The sequence below is a fragment of the Streptomyces sp. NPDC057694 genome, assembly GCF_042799415.1.
GTDB lineage: Bacteria > Actinomycetota > Actinomycetes > Streptomycetales > Streptomycetaceae > Streptomyces.
The window spans coordinates 86,491-104,320 of record NZ_JBHVIX010000008.1 but is presented as its reverse complement, the minus strand read 5'-3'; the positions used below and the strand labels follow the sequence as shown (position 1 = coordinate 104,320).

At 73.5% G+C, this 17,830-nt stretch carries 15 protein-coding genes; 11 read left to right on the top strand and 4 right to left on the bottom strand.

Features of this window, described 5'->3' with window-relative positions:
- The first annotated feature begins 45 nt into the window (after positions 1-45).
- Positions 46-2,196 (top strand): primosomal protein N', encoded by a 2,151-nt coding sequence (locus tag ACFVDP_RS19775; RefSeq protein ID WP_383491126.1) that lies wholly within the window; start codon positions 46-48, stop codon positions 2,194-2,196.
- An 88-nt stretch (positions 2,197-2,284) separates the two neighbouring features.
- Here ACFVDP_RS19775 and ACFVDP_RS19770 read toward each other — a convergent pair whose 3' ends face one another.
- On the bottom strand, positions 2,285-2,863 hold the full coding sequence (locus ACFVDP_RS19770) for a hypothetical protein (protein ID WP_383491125.1): 579 nt from the start codon (positions 2,861-2,863) through the stop codon (positions 2,285-2,287).
- Between the two features lie 277 nt (positions 2,864-3,140).
- Here ACFVDP_RS19770 and fmt point away from each other — a divergent pair, with 277 nt between their 5' ends.
- The 6 genes from fmt to ACFVDP_RS19740 all read left to right on the top strand — a co-directional run bounded on the left by fmt (position 3,141) and on the right by ACFVDP_RS19740 (position 8,444).
- On the top strand, positions 3,141-4,070 hold the full coding sequence (gene fmt, locus ACFVDP_RS19765) for a methionyl-tRNA formyltransferase (RefSeq protein WP_383491123.1): 930 nt from the start codon (positions 3,141-3,143) through the stop codon (positions 4,068-4,070).
- 123 nt (positions 4,071-4,193) lie between these two features.
- Complete coding sequence (locus ACFVDP_RS19760) at positions 4,194-5,651, top strand: RsmB/NOP family class I SAM-dependent RNA methyltransferase (RefSeq protein ID WP_383491121.1); 1,458 nt, start codon at positions 4,194-4,196, stop codon at positions 5,649-5,651.
- Positions 5,652-5,844: 193 nt separating this feature from the next.
- Positions 5,845-6,522 carry a ribulose-phosphate 3-epimerase gene (rpe, locus tag ACFVDP_RS19755; protein ID WP_383491119.1) on the top strand — a complete coding sequence of 226 codons (678 nt, stop codon included), beginning with the start codon at positions 5,845-5,847 and terminating at the stop codon, positions 6,520-6,522.
- 206 nt (positions 6,523-6,728) lie between these two features.
- Positions 6,729-7,712 (top strand): sugar-binding transcriptional regulator, encoded by a 984-nt coding sequence (locus ACFVDP_RS19750; protein ID WP_383491489.1) that lies wholly within the window; start codon positions 6,729-6,731, stop codon positions 7,710-7,712.
- A 76-nt stretch (positions 7,713-7,788) separates the two neighbouring features.
- A complete protein-coding gene (locus ACFVDP_RS19745; protein ID WP_383491117.1) occupies positions 7,789-8,136 on the top strand; it encodes a ribonuclease domain-containing protein in 348 nt (115 codons plus the stop codon).
- Complete coding sequence (locus ACFVDP_RS19740; RefSeq protein WP_383491115.1) at positions 8,133-8,444, top strand: barstar family protein; 312 nt, start codon at positions 8,133-8,135, stop codon at positions 8,442-8,444. The genes ACFVDP_RS19745 and ACFVDP_RS19740 overlap by 4 nt, the downstream gene beginning before the upstream one ends.
- A gap of 17 nt (positions 8,445-8,461) precedes the next feature.
- Here ACFVDP_RS19740 and ACFVDP_RS19735 read toward each other — a convergent pair whose 3' ends face one another.
- From ACFVDP_RS19735 to ACFVDP_RS19725, 3 genes are all read right to left on the bottom strand, one after another.
- A complete protein-coding gene (locus ACFVDP_RS19735; RefSeq protein WP_383491113.1) occupies positions 8,462-9,016 on the bottom strand; it encodes a DUF1097 domain-containing protein in 555 nt (184 codons plus the stop codon).
- Between the two features lie 68 nt (positions 9,017-9,084).
- Positions 9,085-10,335 carry an amidohydrolase family protein gene (locus ACFVDP_RS19730; protein ID WP_383491111.1) on the bottom strand — a complete coding sequence of 417 codons (1,251 nt, stop codon included), beginning with the start codon at positions 10,333-10,335 and terminating at the stop codon, positions 9,085-9,087.
- Positions 10,332-11,396, bottom strand: coding sequence for an acetamidase/formamidase family protein (locus ACFVDP_RS19725; protein ID WP_383491109.1), 1,065 nt, complete (start codon positions 11,394-11,396; stop codon positions 10,332-10,334). The genes ACFVDP_RS19730 and ACFVDP_RS19725 overlap by 4 nt, the downstream gene beginning before the upstream one ends.
- A gap of 204 nt (positions 11,397-11,600) precedes the next feature.
- Between ACFVDP_RS19725 and ACFVDP_RS19720 the strand changes: the two genes are divergently transcribed.
- The 4 genes from ACFVDP_RS19720 to ACFVDP_RS19705 all read left to right on the top strand — a co-directional run bounded on the left by ACFVDP_RS19720 (position 11,601) and on the right by ACFVDP_RS19705 (position 17,820).
- A complete protein-coding gene (locus tag ACFVDP_RS19720; protein WP_383491107.1) occupies positions 11,601-13,172 on the top strand; it encodes a PucR family transcriptional regulator in 1,572 nt (523 codons plus the stop codon).
- Positions 13,173-13,275: 103 nt separating this feature from the next.
- The gene (gene fdrA / locus ACFVDP_RS19715; protein WP_383491105.1) at positions 13,276-14,817 is read left to right on the top strand and encodes an acyl-CoA synthetase FdrA; all 1,542 of its coding nucleotides are present in this window, start codon (positions 13,276-13,278) and stop codon (positions 14,815-14,817) included.
- Positions 14,814-16,220 carry a DUF1116 domain-containing protein gene (locus tag ACFVDP_RS19710; protein WP_383491103.1) on the top strand — a complete coding sequence of 469 codons (1,407 nt, stop codon included), beginning with the start codon at positions 14,814-14,816 and terminating at the stop codon, positions 16,218-16,220. Before fdrA ends, ACFVDP_RS19710 begins: the two co-directional genes overlap by 4 nt.
- Positions 16,221-16,377: 157 nt before the next feature.
- Positions 16,378-17,820, top strand: a complete 1,443-nt coding sequence (locus tag ACFVDP_RS19705; protein ID WP_383491101.1) for a GuaB1 family IMP dehydrogenase-related protein — start codon at positions 16,378-16,380, stop codon at positions 17,818-17,820.
- Positions 17,821-17,830: the final 10 nt, after the last annotated feature.

The following is a 17,830-nucleotide window of genomic DNA, read 5'->3' as shown; positions in this document are numbered from 1 at the left end:
CCGCGGCCCGGACCGCTGTCAGTTCCCTCTGGTAGGAATGCACCTGTGAGCAGCGAGAACGACAGGCCCGAGCGGGACGGCGGTGGGAGTGAGCCCGAGCAGCTCGCGTTGATTCGGGAGAGTGTGCGCCGGGCCAAGGCGCCGAAGGCCAAGCCGCGGACGTGGCGGGGGGCCGCGCTGGCCAAGGAGCTGCCCGTCGCGCGGGTGCTCGTCGACAAGGGGGTGCTGCATCTCGACCGGTACTTCGAGTACGCGGTGCCCGAGGAGCTCGATGCCGTCGCGCAGCCGGGCGTGCGGGTCCGGGTGCGGTTCGGGGCCGGGTCGAAGAACGTGCGGGACGGGCGGCGCGAGGGCGGTGGGCTCATCGACGGGTTCCTCGTCGAGCGCGTCGCCGAGGCCGAGTACCAGGGACCCCTTGCCGCCCTGGCGCAGGTGGTGTCGCCCGAGCAGGTGCTCGACGCGGAGTTGCTGGGGCTGACGCGGGCCGTGGCCGACCGGTACGCGGGGAGCCTCGCCGATGTGCTCCAGCTCGCGATCCCGCCGCGGCACGCCAAGGCCGAGGCACGGGAGTTCCCGGCCCCGCCCGCGCCGCCCGCCGTTCCCGAGCCCGGTTCCTGGCAGCGCTACGAGCGCGGGGCCGACTTCGTCGCCTCGCTCGCCGCGGGGGGCTCGCCGCGGGCCGTGTGGACCGCGCTGCCGGGTCCCGAGTGGGCCGAGGAGATCGCCCGGGCCGTGCAGGCGACCCTGGCGTCGGGGCGCGGAGCCCTGGTCGTCGTACCGACCGTGCGACTCGCCGCGCGCGTCGATCAGGCGATGCGGGAGCTGCTCGGGCCGGGACAGCACGCCCTGCTCACCTCCGAGGCCGGGCAGCAGCGGCGGTACTCGGAGTGGCTCGCCGTGCGCCGCGGGACAGTGCGGGCCGTGGTGGGGACCAGGGCCGCCATGTTCGCCCCCGTAAGGGAGTTGGGGCTCGTGGTGGTGTGGGACGACGGGGACGCGCACCACAGCGACGACCATGCGCCCTTCCCACACGTGCGCGAGGTACTGGAGTTGCGGGCCGCCCGGGACAAGTGCGCCTTCCTGGCGGGGAGTTGGAGCTGCACCGTCGAAGCGGCGCAGCTGGTGCGCAGCGGGTGGGCCGCCGCTGTCGCCGCCCCGCGGGCCGAGGTGCGCCGGACCGCACCGCTCGTGCGGACCGTCGGCGATCTCGATCTCGCGCGGGACGAGGCGGCGCGCGCGGCCCGGCTGCCCAGCATCGCGTGGGAGGTCGCGCGGACGGCGCTGCGCGAGGGCCCGGTGCTTGTGCAGGTGCCCCGGCGCGGCTACGTGCCCCGGCTCGCCTGCCAGCGCTGCCGGGAGCCCGCCCGCTGCCGGGCGTGCGCCGGGCCGCTGGAGGCACGGGAGGCGACCGGCGTGCTCGCCTGCGGCTGGTGCGGCCGCGAGGAGCCCGGCTGGAGCTGCGCCGAGTGCGGGGGCACCCGGCTGCGGGCCCAGGTCGTCGGCGCCCGGCGGACCGCCGAGGAGCTGGGCCGGGCGTTCGCCGCCGTCCCGGTGCGGACCTCGGGGCGCGAGCAGGTGCTCGACACCGTGTCCGGGGAGCCCGCGCTCGTGGTGAGCACACCGGGCGCCGAGCCGGTCGCCGAAGGAGGCTACGCGGCGGCGCTGCTGCTCGACGGCTGGGCCATGCTCGGCCGCGCCGATCTGCGGGCCGGCGAGGACGCCCTGCGGCGCTGGATCGCGGCGTCCTCGCTGGTCAGGCCCCAGGAGGCGGGCGGCACCGTCGTCGTCGTGGCCGAGCCGACCCTGCTGCCTGTGCAGGCACTGGTGCGCTGGGACCCTGTGGGGCACGCGGTGCGGGAACTCGGCGACCGGGCCGAGCTGGGGTTCCCGCCGGTGTCCCGGATGGCCGCGGTGAGCGGTCAGCCGGACGCGCTGGCCGGATTCCTGAGCGCGGTCGAACTGCCCGCGGACGCCGAGGTGCTGGGGCCCGTGCCGGTGCCCGAGAGCGCCGGCGGGGGCACGCGCAGGCCGGGCGCGCCCCCGCCCGGTGAGCACTGGGAGCGGGTGCTCGTGCGGGTTCCGCCGGGCAGCGGCGCCGCGCTCGCCGCGGCCCTCAAGCAGGCGCAGGCGGCGCGGATGGCGCGCGGGGGGAACGAGCCGGTGCGCGTGCGGGTCGACCCGCTCGACATCGGGTGACCCGGCGTCAGGCCGGATTGCCGCGGGAGCGTCAACATGGCAAAGCCTCCCCGGACACGATGTGCGGGGAGGCTGTGTCGAACGCGGCTCAACCGTTGCGCGGGCCGGGGAAGGCGCTCGGGCGCGCCTCTTCGCGCAGGCCGGAGCTGCCCGCCGTCGGCTGGGTCGGCATCGACCGGGCGGCGGGCACCGACGGAAGCGGGCCCGTGCTCAGCGGACCTGTGGCCAGCGGACCCGCGGTCAGCGGAACGGGCGGCCGGGGTGCGGTGGCCGTCGGGGTCTCGGTGGCCCGCTCGGCCTCGGCGGCGGCCTGGGTCGCGGCCCGGCGCGCCCCGTAGCGGCGGTGCACCGCCTGCTTGGTGACTCCGAGCGCGGAGCCCACCGCGTCCCACGAGAATCCCAGCGAGCGGTCGAAGTCCACGGCCGCTGTCACCAGGGTCTCGACGCTGTCCCGCAGCTCCTGGGCGAGGCGGACGGTCGGGGCGGGCGCCCTGCCGTAGACGACGAAGCCCGCGGAGGGGCCTGAGCGGCGCGGGCGGTAGACGTTGCCGAGCTGTGCGGTGAGGGTGCGCAGTGCGTCCACCTGCCGCCGGACCCGCTCGATGTCCCGCACCAGCAGGTGCAGGCTGGCCCGTGCCTGGGCGTCGTGGGTTGCGTGGTCGGCCATTTACAAGCCTCTCGAACCGGCGATGAAAGATGAAAATGATGGGGCCGGTCAAGCACCGATCGGCGACTGCGTGTGACGACGATCGAGTGACCACGGCCCGCTGACTGGTCAACTCTTTCTTGACCAACGCGCCATCCGGTGAGGGGTCACGCTGTTCGGGCGTATCCGCATATGCGCAGGGCGCACGTTCTGGCGTGCGCCCCATGCGTATGTGCGAGCGGGCGCCCATAGACTGGTGCGCTGCCCGTCACCCCGCCCGAGAGGCCACGATCCATCGATGAAGCTCGTCTTCGCCGGCACCCCCGAGGTCGCCGTTCCCGCCCTGGACGCCCTGATCGCCTCCGACCGGCACGAGGTCGTCGCGGTCGTCACCCGGCCCGACGCCCCCGCTGGTCGCGGCCGCCGCCTGATCGCGAGCCCGGTCGCCGAGCGGGCCGAGGAGGCGGGCATCGAGGTGCTCAAGCCCGCCAAGCCGCGCGACGAGGAGTTCCTGGCCCGGCTGCGCGAGATCGGCCCGGACTGCTGCCCCGTCGTCGCCTACGGCGCGCTGCTGCCGAAGATCGCGCTCGACGTGCCGGCCCGCGGCTGGGTCAATCTGCACTTCTCGCTGCTGCCCGCCTGGCGCGGCGCCGCGCCCGTGCAGCACTCGATCATGGCCGGGGACGAGATCACGGGCGCCTCGACCTTCCTCATCGAGGAGGGGCTCGACTCCGGGCCGGTGTACGGCACGGTGACGGAGGCGGTCCGGTCCACGGACACCAGTGGCGACATGCTGACGCGGCTCGCGTTCGCCGGCGCCGGGCTGCTCGTCGCGACCATGGACGGGATCGAGGACGGCTCCGTGCAGGCCGTGCCGCAGCCCGCCGACGGCATCTCCCTCGCCCCGAAGATCACCGTCGAGGACGCCCGGATCGACTGGGCCGCGCCCGCGCTCCGGGTCGACCGGGTGGTGCGCGGCTGCACCCCGGCGCCCGGCGCCTGGACCGAGTTCCGCGGGGAGCGGCTCAAGGTGCGCTCCGCCGTGCCCGTGCCGGACCGCACGGACCTGGCACCGGGCGAGATGGCCGTCGGCAAGAAGAACCTGTACGTCGGCACGGGCTCGTACGCCGTCGAGCTGCTGTGGGTGCAGGCCCAGGGCAAGAAGCCGATGGCGGCGGCGGACTGGGCGCGCGGCGTGCGGATCACGGTGGGCGAGCTGCTGGGCTGAGGCCCGCAGGGGCCCGTAGGGGCCCGGAGAGCCCGGGAGGGGGCCTGGTCGTAGGCTGGGAGGGTTCACATCGGCGTACGACCTTGAGCGCGACGCCCGTACGAATCCAGTAGCGGAGCACCTTTGAACGACCAGCACGCCCAGCCCGCCTCCTCCGGCAAGGGCCCCCGCAAGCCCGGCAAGCCCCACCGTCGTCCCAAGAAGGACCCGGTGCGCATCCTCGCCTTCGAGGCGCTGCGCGCGGTCGACGAGCGGGACGCGTACGCGAACCTCGTGCTGCCGCCGCTGCTGCGCAAGGCGCGCGAGAAGGAGGGGCCCGACAAGTTCGACGGGCGCGACGCGGCCCTCGCGACGGAACTCGTCTACGGGACGCTGCGGCGGCAGGGGACGTACGACGCGATCGTGGCGGCCTGCATCGACCGGCCCCTCAGGGAGGTCGATCCGCCGGTCCTGGACGTGCTGAACCTGGGCGTGCACCAGCTGCTCGGCACGCGGATCCCGACGCACGCCGCCGTCTCCGCCTCGGTGGAGCTGGCGCGGGTGGTGCTCGGCGACGGGCGGGCCAAGTTCGTCAACGCGGTGCTGCGGAAGGTCTCGCAGCACGACCTCGACGCCTGGCTGGAGCGCGTCGCGCCTCCGTACGACGAGGATCCCGAGGATCATCTCGCCGTGGTGCATTCGCATCCGCGATGGGTGGTGTCGGCCCTGTGGGACTCGCTGGGCGGCGGTCGCGCCGGGATCGAGGACCTGCTGGAGGCGGACAACGAGCGGCCCGAGGTGACGCTCGTGGCCCGGCCCGGGCGGACCACCGCGGAGGCCGTGCTCGCCGAGGTCGGGGAGGACTCGGGGCTGCCGGGGCGCTGGTCGCCGTATGCCGTGCGGCTCGCCGAGGGCGGTGAGCCGGGATCGTTCGACGTCGTCAGGACCGGGCGCGCCGGCGTGCAGGACGAGGGCAGCCAGCTGGTCGCGCTCGCGCTCGCGAACGCTCCGGTCGAGGGATCCGACAGCAAGTGGCTCGACGGGTGCGCCGGGCCGGGCGGCAAGGCCGCCATGCTCGCCGGGCTCGCCGCCGAGCGGGGCGCCGTGCTCCTCGCCTCCGAGAAGCAGCCGCACCGGGCCGGACTCGTCGCCAAGGCGCTGGCCGGCAATCCGGGGCCGTACCAGGTGATCGCGGCGGACGGGACGCGGCCGCCGTGGCGGCCCGGGTCGTTCGACCGGGTCCTCATGGACGTGCCCTGCACGGGGCTCGGCGCCCTGCGGCGGCGGCCCGAGGCGCGGTGGCGGCGGCGGCCGGAGGATCTGGACGGGTTCGCTCCGCTGCAGCGGGGGTTGTTGCGGACCGCCCTTGAGTCCGTGCGGGTCGGGGGGGTCGTGGGGTACGCGACGTGCTCGCCGCACCTTGCCGAGACTCGGGCTGTCGTCGATGACGTGCTGAAGTCTGTGGGCGGGGCCGAACTCATCGATGCGCGGCCTTTGTTGGAGGGTGTGCCCGGGTTGGGGGAGGGGCCCGATGTGCAGTTGTGGCCGCATCTGCACGGGACCGATGCGATGTATTTGGCGTTGATTCGGCGGACCGCCTAGGGGCACGTGCGGGTGCGTGGGGGCTGAGGTTCTGGGGCTCTGCCCCAGGCCCCGGTCCTCAATCGCCGGACGGGCTTGAAGGGGGCCGGTCTGGGCTTGGATGGTGAGGGCTCGTGCTCGAAAGCGGGCCTGGAATGCAAGGCTGGTCCAGACCGGGGAGGGAAAGACGGCTTCGGCATGGCAGTCTTGGGGCATGGCCGTTCAGATCAACCCCAGCATCCTCTCCGCGGACTTCGCCCGCCTCGCCGACGAGGCGCAGGCCGTCGCGGGCGCCGACTGGCTCCATGTCGACGTCATGGACAACCACTTCGTCCCGAACCTCACCCTGGGGGTGCCGGTCGTAGAGTCGCTGGCACGGGCGACGGACACCCCGCTGGACTGCCATCTGATGATCGAGGACCCCGATCGCTGGGCTCCCCAGTACGTCGAAGCGGGTGCCGGATCCGTCACCTTCCACGCGGAGGCCGCCCACGCGCCCGTCCGGCTCGCCCGGGAGATCCGCGCCAAGGGCGCCCGCGCCTCGATGGCGCTCAGGCCGGCGACCCCCATCGAGCCGTACGAGGATCTGCTGCCTGAGCTGGACATGCTGCTGATCATGACGGTTGAGCCCGGGTTCGGCGGGCAGGCATTCCTGGACATCATGCTGCCGAAGATCCGTCGGACGCGTGAGCTGATCTCCAAGCACGGGCTCGAGCTGTGGCTGCAGGTCGACGGCGGGGTCTCCGCGTCGACCATCGAGCGGTGCGCGGAGGCGGGGGCGGACGTGTTCGTCGCCGGTTCGGCCGTATACGGGGCGAGCGACCCGGCCGAGGCGGTGCGAGGCTTGCGCGAGCAGGCGGCGGCGGCGTCGACCTGGGCGTGCGGCCACTGAGCCACGGTTCCGTGAACGCCGTTCCATCAGGGCTGATCAAGCCCGCCGGATCTGCAAGGATGAACGGCGTATCCAGGTTGTGAACAGAAGTACGTGCGGTGGGCGCGGTATCAGTACTTGTGTCCACTGTTGTCGTGTGAGTCGTGAAGAAGAGCAGTGAGGAGATCGCCGTGTCCGCATCATCGGCGGGACGCGCAGCCCTGCGGATGGGACCCGCGGAGCTGATGCAGGCGGCGGCCATGGCCCGCCGCTTCTATCTGGAGGGCAAGTCCAAGATCCAGATCGCCGAGGAGTTCGGCGTCAGCCGCTTCAAGGTGGCCCGGGTCCTGGAGACCGCCCTGGAGCGAGATCTCGTACGCATCGAGATCCGGGTCCCGGCCGAGCTGGACGCCGATCGCTCCGACGCGCTGCGCGCGCGGTACGGACTGCGGCACGTGGTGGTCGTCGAGTCGCCGGCCGAGGCCGAGGAGTCGCCCGACCCCGAGAACCTGGGAGAGGTCGCCGCCGATCTGCTCGGCGAGCTCGTCACCGAGGGCGATGTCCTGGGTCTCGCGTGGGGCCGCTCCACCATTCACATGGCCGCCGCTCTCGACCGGCTCCCGCCGTGCACCGTCGTGCAGCTGACCGGTGTGTACGACGCCGGGACCGCGGAGCGCGGCTCCGTGGAGGCCGTGCGGCGGGCCGCGCAGGTGTCCGGCGGGGACGCGCACCCGATCTACGCCCCGATGCTGCTCCCCGACGAGGCGACCGCCGCGGCGCTGCGCAACCAGACCGGGATCGCCCGCGCCTTCGAGTACTTCGACAAGGTCACCGTGGCGTGCGTGTCCATCGGCTCCTGGGAGCCGGGCATCTCCACCGTGCACGACATGCTCAGCGACGAGGAGCGCGCGCACTACGCGTCGCTGGGCGTCGCCGCCGAGATGTCGGCCCACCTGTTCGACGCCCAGGGGCGTCGGGTCGGTCGGGATCTCGGCGAGCGGTGCATCACGGTGGAGGCGGAGCGGCTGCGGCGGATACCTGAGGTCGTCGCGATCGCGGGTGGGCAGCGGAAGGCTGCCGCCATTGATGCCGTGCTGCGGTCGGGGCTGGTGACCAGTCTGGTCACCGACACGTCCGCTGCCGATTATTTGCTGACTGCCGGGCCGACGCCGAAGCCTGCGTTGCAGAGGGCCGACCCCGACGGAGTGTAGGTCGCGGGGCTCCGCCCCGGGCCCCGCTCCTCAATCATCCCCCAGACTCCGTCCGGGGGGACCCCCAAGAGGCTTGATGGTGGCTCGTCGTCTTCTTTGTCTGCTGCTGGTCTGTTGTGCGCTTCTCGTCGGGTGTTCCGGCTCGGGCATGGGCACCGTCCGGGAGAGTCAGCTGCCCGTCGAAGCTCGGCGGACGCTCACCCTCATCGATCAGGGCGGGCCCTTCCCGTACGCGAAGGACGGCAGCGTCTTCGGGAACTACGAGCACGAGTTGCCCGAGCAGCGGCGCGGCTACTACCACGAGTACACCGTGCCCACCCCGGGCTCGCGCGACCGTGGTGCCCGGCGTCTCGTCACCGGTGACGAGCGGGAGACGTACTACACCGATGACCACTACGAGTCGTTCAAGGAAGTGCTGCGATGAGCGCGAGCGGTGACTGGACGGTCCGGGTGCTCGATCTCGACGGGGCCGTCGACAAGGCCGCCTTCATGGAACGCTGCGCCGCCGCCCTCGACCTGCCGCAGTGGTTCGGGCGGAACTGGGACGCGCTGGCCGACGCGCTCGGCGACCCCGGGCAGTTGCCGGAGGAGGCCGCCGAGCGCGGGCTGCTGCTCGTCGTCACGGGGTGGCGGGAGTACGCGCGCCGGGCGCCCGGGCAGTGGGAGATCGCCCAGGAGATCTTCGAGCAGGCCGGAGCGGTGCGGGTGGCCCTGGCCCTGGGCGCCCTCTAGAACCTTCGGCGCACGCCCTAGGCCTGCTGGACCGGCTCGGTCTCGGAGGCCGCCGAAGAGCGGGGAGCGTTCGCCGTCGCGAAGGTCAGCTTCGTCGACAGGTACGCGAAGACCGGGCCCAGGGCGTTCATCGCGACGACGCTGAGCCAGGCCACCCACACGTTCCCCGGATCGTGGCCGAAGCCGCCGAAGTACGTCGCGAAGTAGCTGGCGAACCCGAAGAACATGCCGGGGATCAGGGCGAGGGCCTTCAGCCGGCCCGCGTACATCAGAGCGCTGTTGACGACGAGGATGACCAGCGCCTGGAACGTGTTGCGGGCCCACTGGCCGTCGCCGAACGCGCCGCCCGCGTGGTTCTCGATCACCACGATGACCAGTGCGAACGTCGAGCCCGCGGGCATCGCGAACCACAGCTTCCTGGCGTTGGCGAGGCTCGGGCCGCCCAGCAGGAAGGTGCCCGCCCACGAGATGAAGATCGCCCAGGGCGGCAGATGGAGCGCGTTGCCGCCGATGAACGCCGTGAGGCCGGCGAGTACGGAGGCGACGATTTCGTGCGGGAGGCGTTCGCGCATGGGGACTCCTTGGCGGAGGGGAGGGGTGGGATGCGTGCGCGGGTGCCGTGCGGGTGGGGCGACTCGCCTCAGGGGGCGAGTAGTTCGGACGTGCGGGTGGTGCGGGCCACGATCCGGCCCGCCTTGATCACGTAGGCGCGGTCGGGGCGGTCGAGGACGATGTCGTCGTACGCGGTCGAGTCCAGGACCACCAGATCGGCGCGGGCGCCCGGGCGGACGCCGTAGGTGTCGGCGGTGCCGGTCACCCGGGCCGCGTCGTACGTGACCATGCGCAGGACGCGGGCCAGGTCGGCGGGGCCCGACAGATGCCCGGTCTGGGCGAGGAGGAGCGCCGTGTCCAGGGCGTCGGCGCTGCCGTACGGGGTGAAGGCGTTGCGGATGTTGTTCGAGGAGCAGGCCGTGAGGACGCCCGCGTCCCACATCTCGCGGACCGGCGCGATGCCGCGGCGGACCGCCGAGGCGTCGTGGCGGCCGCCCAGATGCAGGTCGGTGGCCGGGAGCGGGACCACGGCGACGCCCGCCGCGGCGAGCGCGGCCAGCGTGCGGGCGCGGTCGGCGGGCGGGCGGCCCGCGAGGGAGGTGGCGTGGCCCAGCGCGACCCGTCCGGACAGGCCGCGGCGCGCGGTCTGCTCCGCGATGAACTCGGCGAGCGCGTACCGGGGATCGCTCGCGTCGTCCGCGAAGTCCGCGTGCAGGTCAGCGGGCAGGCCGTGCTCCACCGCCAGATCCAGGACGAGTTCCACATGGCGGCGGGCGTCGGCGGGGGAGTCCTCGTTGTACGGGCAGCCGCCGACGACGTCCGCGCCGGCCGCGACGGCGTCGATGAGGAGCTTCTCGGTGCCGGGGGAGCGGAAGATGCCCTCCTGGGGGAAGGCCACGATCTGGAGGTCCACCAACGGCCGGTAGGTGTCGCGGAGTTCGAGCAGCACCTCGACGCCGAGCAGGCCCGCGAGGGGGTCGACGTCGGGGTGGGCGCGGATCAGGGTCGTGCCGTTGCGGATCGCCGTCTCCAGGACCGTACGGGCCCGGTCGCGGACATCGGCATGCGTGAAGGAGCGCTTCAGCTCGCCCGTCACCGCGATGGCGCCGGCCAGGGTGCCGTCGGGATTCGGGCGGACGGCGTCCAACAGGGCCTTGTCCAGGTGCAGATGGGGTTCGACGAAGCCGGGCAGGACGATCCGGCCCGCGCAGTCGAGCGTCTCGCCGGCCGCGTCGTCGGGGACGGTGCCCACGGTGTGCACGAGCCCGTCGGCGAGGAGGAGGTCGCAGGGCGCGGCGGCGTTCTCGACGCGGGCCCCGCGCAGGATCAGCCGGCTCACCGGGCGCCCCCGGAAGCGAAGTCCGCCTTGCGGATCAGGCAGTGCACGCCCTGCACCTGGTCGACGACCTGCGACACCTCGAAGTCGGCGGCGGCGCTCAAGTAGGCGTAGGCGGCGTGGGTTTCCATGCCGAAGCGGTCGGTGAGGAAGTTGAGGGCGGAGCGCACGGCCGCCTTCATCGCCAGGTTCAGGTCCTCGTGCAGTCCGATGGGGATCCAGTGGCGGTCGGTCTCGCCGAACGGTTCGCCGAGGGTCGCCGCGGCGGCGCGGGCCCGCGCGCCCTTGAGGACGGTGAGCCGGAACGTGGCGCGCAGCGGCGCCTCGAACGCGGTGAGGGCGACCTCGCCGTTGCCCTGGGAGTAGTGCGGATCGCCGGTGTGGAAGCCCGCGCCCTCGGTCTGCACGGGCAGATAGACGGTGGCGCCGGTGCCGAGGTGCTTCACGTCGATGTTGCCGCCGTGCCGGCCCGGCGGGACGCTGTGCGCGGGCGTCTCGGTGTCCGTGGCGACGCCCATGATGCCCAGGAAGGGGTGGAGCGGGAAGCGCGCGGCACCGTCGGTGCCGTAGCGGATGACCCCGGCCTCGCGCTCCACCGCGCAGAAGGTGAACTCCGGCTCCTCCAGAGCGAATTGCTCGGGCAGTGCGCCGCGTCCGTGGCGGCTGGAGACCAGGCCGTAGTCGGCGCGGCGGTGCAGCGCGAGGATGTCGACGCGCAGCAGGTCGCCGGGTTCGGCGCCGCGCACGTGCACCGGCGCGGACACGACGTGCGGGCCGTCGTGGTCCGCGTCGCGCAGGTGCGGGGTCCTGGCGAGCAGGCGGGCGTCGGACAGGACGTCGTCGGCGGCGACCCCGTACCGGCCGAAGAACTCCACCGGGTCGCTGCCCTGGTCCTCCAGGATGCCCTCGTGGGACACCGTGTCGAAGGTGACCGTCTCGCCGGAGGAGACCTTGAGGGCGGCGGGTGTGGCGGCGCAGGGGAGCCGGCCCCACAGCACGTTCTCCGGAGCGGCCGTCAGATAGTGTGCGCCGTCGATCGGGCCCTGCCCGGATTCCAGAGTCACTGCGGCCTCCCAGTGGTGAGCGGTCCCGAGATCATGCGGTCAAGGTAGGCGCGGTGCGGCGGGGCGTCATGGGCAGCGGACGCCAGGAAGACGGACCCCTCGCTGACACCGGATGACAACGCTTCCGACATGCCCGACCGGGACACACGGAAGTAACGCGCGGTGTCTTACGGATGGCATCGGGTGGTCGCATAGTGACTGGACATGACAGACATCGGCATCGGTACCGGCCAGGCCCGCGGCTACGACCTCTCCTCGGGTCTCACCGTGCGCGAGGCGCTCGACCTGCCGTGCCTGGGCGGCGCCCGGCTCGTCGCCGGAGCCCGCGGCGGCGCGCGCCGCATCCGCGTCGTCAACATCATGGAAGTGCCCGACATCGTGCGCTGGATGCGCGGCGGCGAGCTGCTGCTGACCACCGCCTACGCGGTGCGCGACGACGAGGCGGCGCTCACCGCCCTCGTGCCCACCCTCGCCGGTCGCGGGCTCGCCGCGCTCGGCGTCAAGGTCGGCCCGTACCTGCCCGAACTCCCGCCGAAAATGCTGGCGTTGGGCGACACGCTCGGCTTCCCGGTGATCGCGCTGCCCGGCGACGTCATGTTCAACGACATCCTCTCCGAGGTCCTCGGCACCGTCCTCAACCGGCACGCCCTGGAGCTGGAGCAGTCCCGCGCGCTGCACGAACGGCTCACCGCGGTCGCCGTCGACGGCGGCTCCTACCAGGAACTCATGAACGTACTCCTGGAACTGTCCGGCTGCGCCGTCGCCGTCCACGACCGGCAGGGCGGCGTCCTCGCCTCGGCCGGCGCCCCGCCGCGCGACGTGCCCGCCACCGCCACCCGGCCCCTGGACACCGGCATCCGGCGCGGCGGCGCCGTCGCGCTGTGGGCCGACGACGGCGCGCGGCTCACCCCGCACCAGCGGATGGCGCTCGACCACGCCACCACCGTCGCCTGCATGATCGCCGCGCAGGAACAGGCCACGGCCAGCCGCCAACAGCGCTACCGGACCACGCTGTTGACGGACCTGGTGTCCCGCGCGCCCCGCGACCGCGCCGACACCCTGAGCCGGGCCGCCGCGCTCGGCTGGAACCTGCGGCTGCCGCGCGCCGCCGTCCTGCTGGAGGCGACGGCCGCCGACGGGTCCGCGCCGCTGCCCGGACCGCTCTTCGAGGAACGCCTGCTGAGCCTCGTGCGCGGCGCCGCCGGACCGCAGGCCCTGCTGTGGGGCAACCAGACGGGGCTCGCGGGACTCCTCGAACCCGGCGACTCGCTCCCCGCCCGCTGTCAGGCGCTGCACACGGCCGTCACCGGCGCCCATCCCGACTGGAACGTGGTCGTCGCGGCCGGCACCGAGCAGACCGACTTCGCCGCGTACCACCGCAGTTACGAGGAGGCCGTGCAGACCCTCGGCCTTGGTCGCGAGGTGCACGGCGACGAATTCGTGCGCACCTACGCCGACATGGGCGTCTACCGGCTGCTCGGCCAGGTGCCCAGCACCGAACTGCGCCGCATGGTCGACGACGCGCTCGGCCCGCTCATCGACCACGACGCGCGCACGGACGGCGCCCTCGTCGAGACCCTCGGCGTGTACCTGCTCCAGGACCGCAACGGCGTCGCGGCCGCGGCCCGGCTGCACATCCACTACAACACCCTGCGCTACCGGCTGCGCCAGATCGAACGCCTCACCGGCGGCCTGGAGCGGCACGCCATGGCCCGCCTGCAGACCGAACTCGCCGTGTACGCGCAGCGGTTGCTGACCGTGCGGGAGAACCGCTGAGCGCCCCGGAGGCGGGCACTGTCATCCGGTGCCGGTAAACCCCCGCGGGCACTGGCAACGGGAGCCATGTCCCGGGGCGGCGCCCGCTGCCTACAGTCGGCCCATGGTGCTGCGAAACGCCGTGCACAACGACCTGTACGCCGACTCCGTCGCCCTGATGAGAGTGGCCGCGCGCCTCGCCGGATCGCCCGGCGTGGACGCCGTGAGCCTCGTCATGGGGACCCCTGCCAACCGTGAAGTCCTCGCCGAAGCGGAGCTGTTGGGCGAGGAAGGGCGATCCGCCGCCCCCAACGACCTGATCGTCGCCGTGCGCGGGACACCCGACGCCGTGGAGCGCGCACTGGCCGAGGCCGTCACCATGCTGCGCGACAGCGGCGGCCCGCCCGACGACGCACCCGGATCCGCCGCGCCGCCGCCGCGCTCCCTCGCCGCCGCGCCCGCCGACGCCGACCTGGCACTGATCTCCACACCCGGCGCCTACGCGGCCGCCGAAGCCCGCAAGGCGCTCCGCCGGGGCCTGCACGCCTTCGTCTTCAGCGACCACGTGCCGCTGGACGACGAGGTGGCGCTGAAGCAGGAGGCCGCCGAGCGCGGCCTGCTCGTCATGGGACCCGACTGCGGCACCGCCGTCATCGGCGGCGTGCCGCTGGGCTTCGCCAACGCCGTGCGACGCGGCGGCATCGGCCTCACCGGCGCCTCCGGCACCGGGCTGCAACAGGTCTCGACACTGCTGCACGCCATGGGCGCGGGCGTCAGCCACCTCATCGGCACCGGCAGTCGCGACGTGAGCGAGGCCGTCGGCGGCCTGACGACCCGGGCCGCGCTCGACGCCCTCGCCGCCGACCCGGGCACCGACTCCGTCGTCCTCGTCTCCAAACCGCCCGCGCCCCGCGTCGCCGAGCGGCTGCTCGCCCGGATCGGCGAGCTGGGCAAGCCCGCCGTCGTCTGCTTCCTCGGCTGGGACCCCGCAGGGGCGCCCGTGCCGCCCGGCGTCACCCTCGCCCCGACCCTGTACGAGGCCGCGCGCGCCGCCGCCGGACAGGCCCTGGGACACCCCGTCCCCGCCGAACCCGTACCGTCGCTGCCCGCGCCGCCGCCCGCCCGCCGCCTGCTGCGCGCCCTGTACACGGGCGGCACCTTCGCCCATGAGGCGAACCTGCTGCTCGGCCCCGCGCTCGGGCCGCTCGACCGCAGCGCGGGCCGGCCGGGCGCGCCGCCCGCGCTGCCGCCCCGCCACCTCGTCCTCGACCTCGGCGACGACGCCTACACCGCGGGCCGCCCGCACCCGATGATCGACCCCGGAGTGCGCACCGCCTGGCTGCGGGCGGCGCTCGCCGACCCGGCCGCCGCCGTGATCGTCCTCGACCTCGTCATCGGCCACGGCGCCGCCCCCGACCCGGCCGCCGCCGTCGCCGAGACCCTCGCCGGGGCCGGAACCGACCGGCCCACCGTGCTCTGCTTCGTCGTCGGCACCGACGACGACCCGCAGGGGGCGAGCGCCCAGCGCCGCGTCCTGCGGGAGGCGGGCGCCGAGGTCGTCGGCAGCAGTACACAGGCGGCCCTCGCCTGCGCCCGCCTGCTGGGCGGGGACCGGTCGGCACCGCCGCCCACGCCACGACCCGCCACGATCGGAGGCCCCGCATGACCCCGTCCGCCCGCCCGCTCCTCGCCGCCCCGCCGCACGTCGTCAACGTGGGCGTCGAGGAGTTCGCCGCGGCGCCGCGCGCCGCCGGGGCGACGGTCACCCAGATCGACTGGCGGCCGCCCGCCGCCGGGGACGCCCGCCTCGCCGCCAAACTCGCCCGGCTCACCGCCCGCCCCGACATCGAGACGGCCAACGAGACCGCGCTGCGGCGCGTCCTGGACGTACAGCCGCTGTGGACCGACGTCCGCCCGGCCGGCGAACTGATCCCCGCTCTCGCCGACGAGCGGCTGCTGCTGCACGCCGGGCCGCCTGTCGCCTGGGAGCGGATGTGCGGCCCGATGCGCGCCGCCGTCGTCGGCGCGGCCCTCCTCGAAGGCTGGGCCGCCACCGAGGACGAGGCACTGCGGCTCGCCGACTCGGGAGGCATCCGCTTCGCGCCCTGCCACCACCACGACGCGGTCGGCCCGATGGCGGGGATCGTCTCCGCGTCCATGCCGCTGATGGTCGTGGAGGACCGGGCCAGCGGGCTGCGCGCCTACTCCAACCTCAACGAGGGGCAAGGGCGCTGCCTGCGCTACGGGGCGCTCGGCGACGACGTCATGCGGCGGCTGCGCTGGATGGGGGAGCGGCTCGGGCCCGCCCTGCGCGCGGCCCTGCGGTCCCTGCCCGAACCGGTCAACCTCCGAACCGTCACCGCGCAGGCGCTCCAGATGGGCGACGAGTGCCACAGCCGCAACACCGCCGCCAGCGCCCTGCTCACCCGTGAACTCGGTCCCGCCCTCGCCCGCCACGCCGACCTCGGCGGCATCGAGGCCCTCGACTTCCTGCGCGACAACAACTACTGGTTCCTCAACTTCTCCATGGCGGCCAGCAAACTGGCGCTCATGGCCGGACACGGAGTGGAGCACTCCACCCTCGTCACCGCCTTCGCCCGCAACGGCGTCGACGTCGGCATCCGCGTCAGCGGTCTCGGCGACGCCTGGTTCACGGCGCCCGCCGCACCCGTCGAGGGGCTGTACTTCGCCGGGTACGGGCCGGACGACGCCAACCCCGACATCGGCGACAGCGCCATCACCGAGACCCACGGCCTCGGCGGCTTCGCCCTCGCGGCGGCCCCGGCGATCGTCGGCTTCGTCGGCGGCACCCCCGAGCGGGCCCGCCGGATCAGCGAGGACATGGCGACGATCACCCTCGGCCGGCACCGCGACTACCGGCTCTCCGGGCTCGATTTCGCGGGCAGCCCCGTCGGCATCGACGTACGCAAGGTCGTCGACACCGGACTCGAACCCGTCATCACCACCGGCATCGCCCACCGCGAACCCGGCATCGGCCAGATCGGCGCCGGGCTCACGCATGCGCCGCTGAGCTGTTTCACGGGGGCGCTGGACGCGTTTCCGGAGTGACAGGCCCCCTCTCGGATGATCATCCAAGCCGGGTTCGTGGCCTTGGGACGTTCGGCCCGAAGACGTGACCATGGCCCACGTGGGAAAATGAAGTACGTGCTTTGTGCTCCGGCGGCATCCTTCCGGGGCTCCCTTCTAGCGATCGGGACCTGCGCACGTGCGTTTCCTCAATGACATCCAGCCCGCGTACGACCTGACGTACGACGACGTCTTCATGGTGCCGCGCCGGAGCGCCGTCGGCTCCCGGCAGGCCGTGGACCTCTCGTCGCCGGACGGCACGGGCACCACGATCCCGCTGGTCGTCGCCAACATGACCGCGATCGCCGGCCGCCGCATGGCCGAGACGATCGCCCGCCGCGGCGGCATCGTCGTCATTCCGCAGGACATCCCGATCGAGGTCGTCACCGACGTCATCTCCTGGGTCAAGACGCGCCACCTGGTGCTCGACACCCCGATCGTCCTGGCCCCGACGCAGACCGTCGCCGACGCCCTGGCCCTGCTGCCCAAGCGCGCGCACAACGCCGGTGTGGTCGTCGACGACGAGCTGCGGCCCGTCGGCGTCGTCACCGACGAGGACCTGACCGGCGTGGACCGCTTCACCCAGCTGTCCGAGGTCATGTCCCGCGACCTGCTGCTGCTCGACGCGGACATCGACCCCCGCGACGCCTTCAACAAGCTGGACGGCGCCAACCGCCGCTACGCCCCGGCCGTCGGCAAGGACGGCAAGCTCGCCGGCATCCTGACCCGCACCGGCGCCCTGCGCGCCACCCTCTACACCCCGGCCACCGACGCCGAGGGCAAGCTGCGCATCGCCGCCGCCGTCGGCATCAACGGCGACGTGGCGGGCAAGGCCAAGCAGCTGCTCGACGCCGGTGTCGACACGCTCGTCATCGACACCGCCCACGGGCACCAGGAGTCGATGATCTCCGCGATCAGGACCGTGCGCGCGCTCGACCCGCAGGTCCCGATCGTGGCGGGCAACATCGTCGCGGCCGAGGGCGTCAAGGACCTCATCGAGGCCGGCGCGGACATCATCAAGGTCGGTGTCGGCCCCGGCGCCATGTGCACCACCCGCATGATGACCGGTGTCGGCCGGCCGCAGTTCTCCGCCGTCCTGGAGTGCGCCGCCGAGGCCAAGAAGTACGGCAAGCACGTCTGGGCCGACGGCGGTGTCCGCCACCCGCGCGACGTCGCCATGGCCCTCGCGGCCGGCGCGTCGAACGTGATGATCGGCTCCTGGTTCGCCGGGACCTACGAGTCCCCGGGCGACCTCCAGCACGACGCCAAGGGCCGCGCCTACAAGGAGTCCTTCGGCATGGCCTCCGCCCGCGCCGTCAAGAACCGCACCTCGGACGAGTCCTCCTACGACCGCGCCCGCAAGGCGCTGTTCGAGGAGGGCATCTCCACCTCCCGCATGTTCCTCGACCCGCAGCGGCCGGGCGTCGAGGACCTGATCGACTCGATCATCGCGGGCGTCCGCTCCTCCTGCACCTACGCCGGTGCCAACTCGCTGGCCGAGTTCGAGGAGAAGGCCACCGTCGGCATCCAGTCCGCCGCCGGCTACGCCGAGGGCAAGCCGCTGCACGCCAGCTGGAGCTAGCAGGACCGCG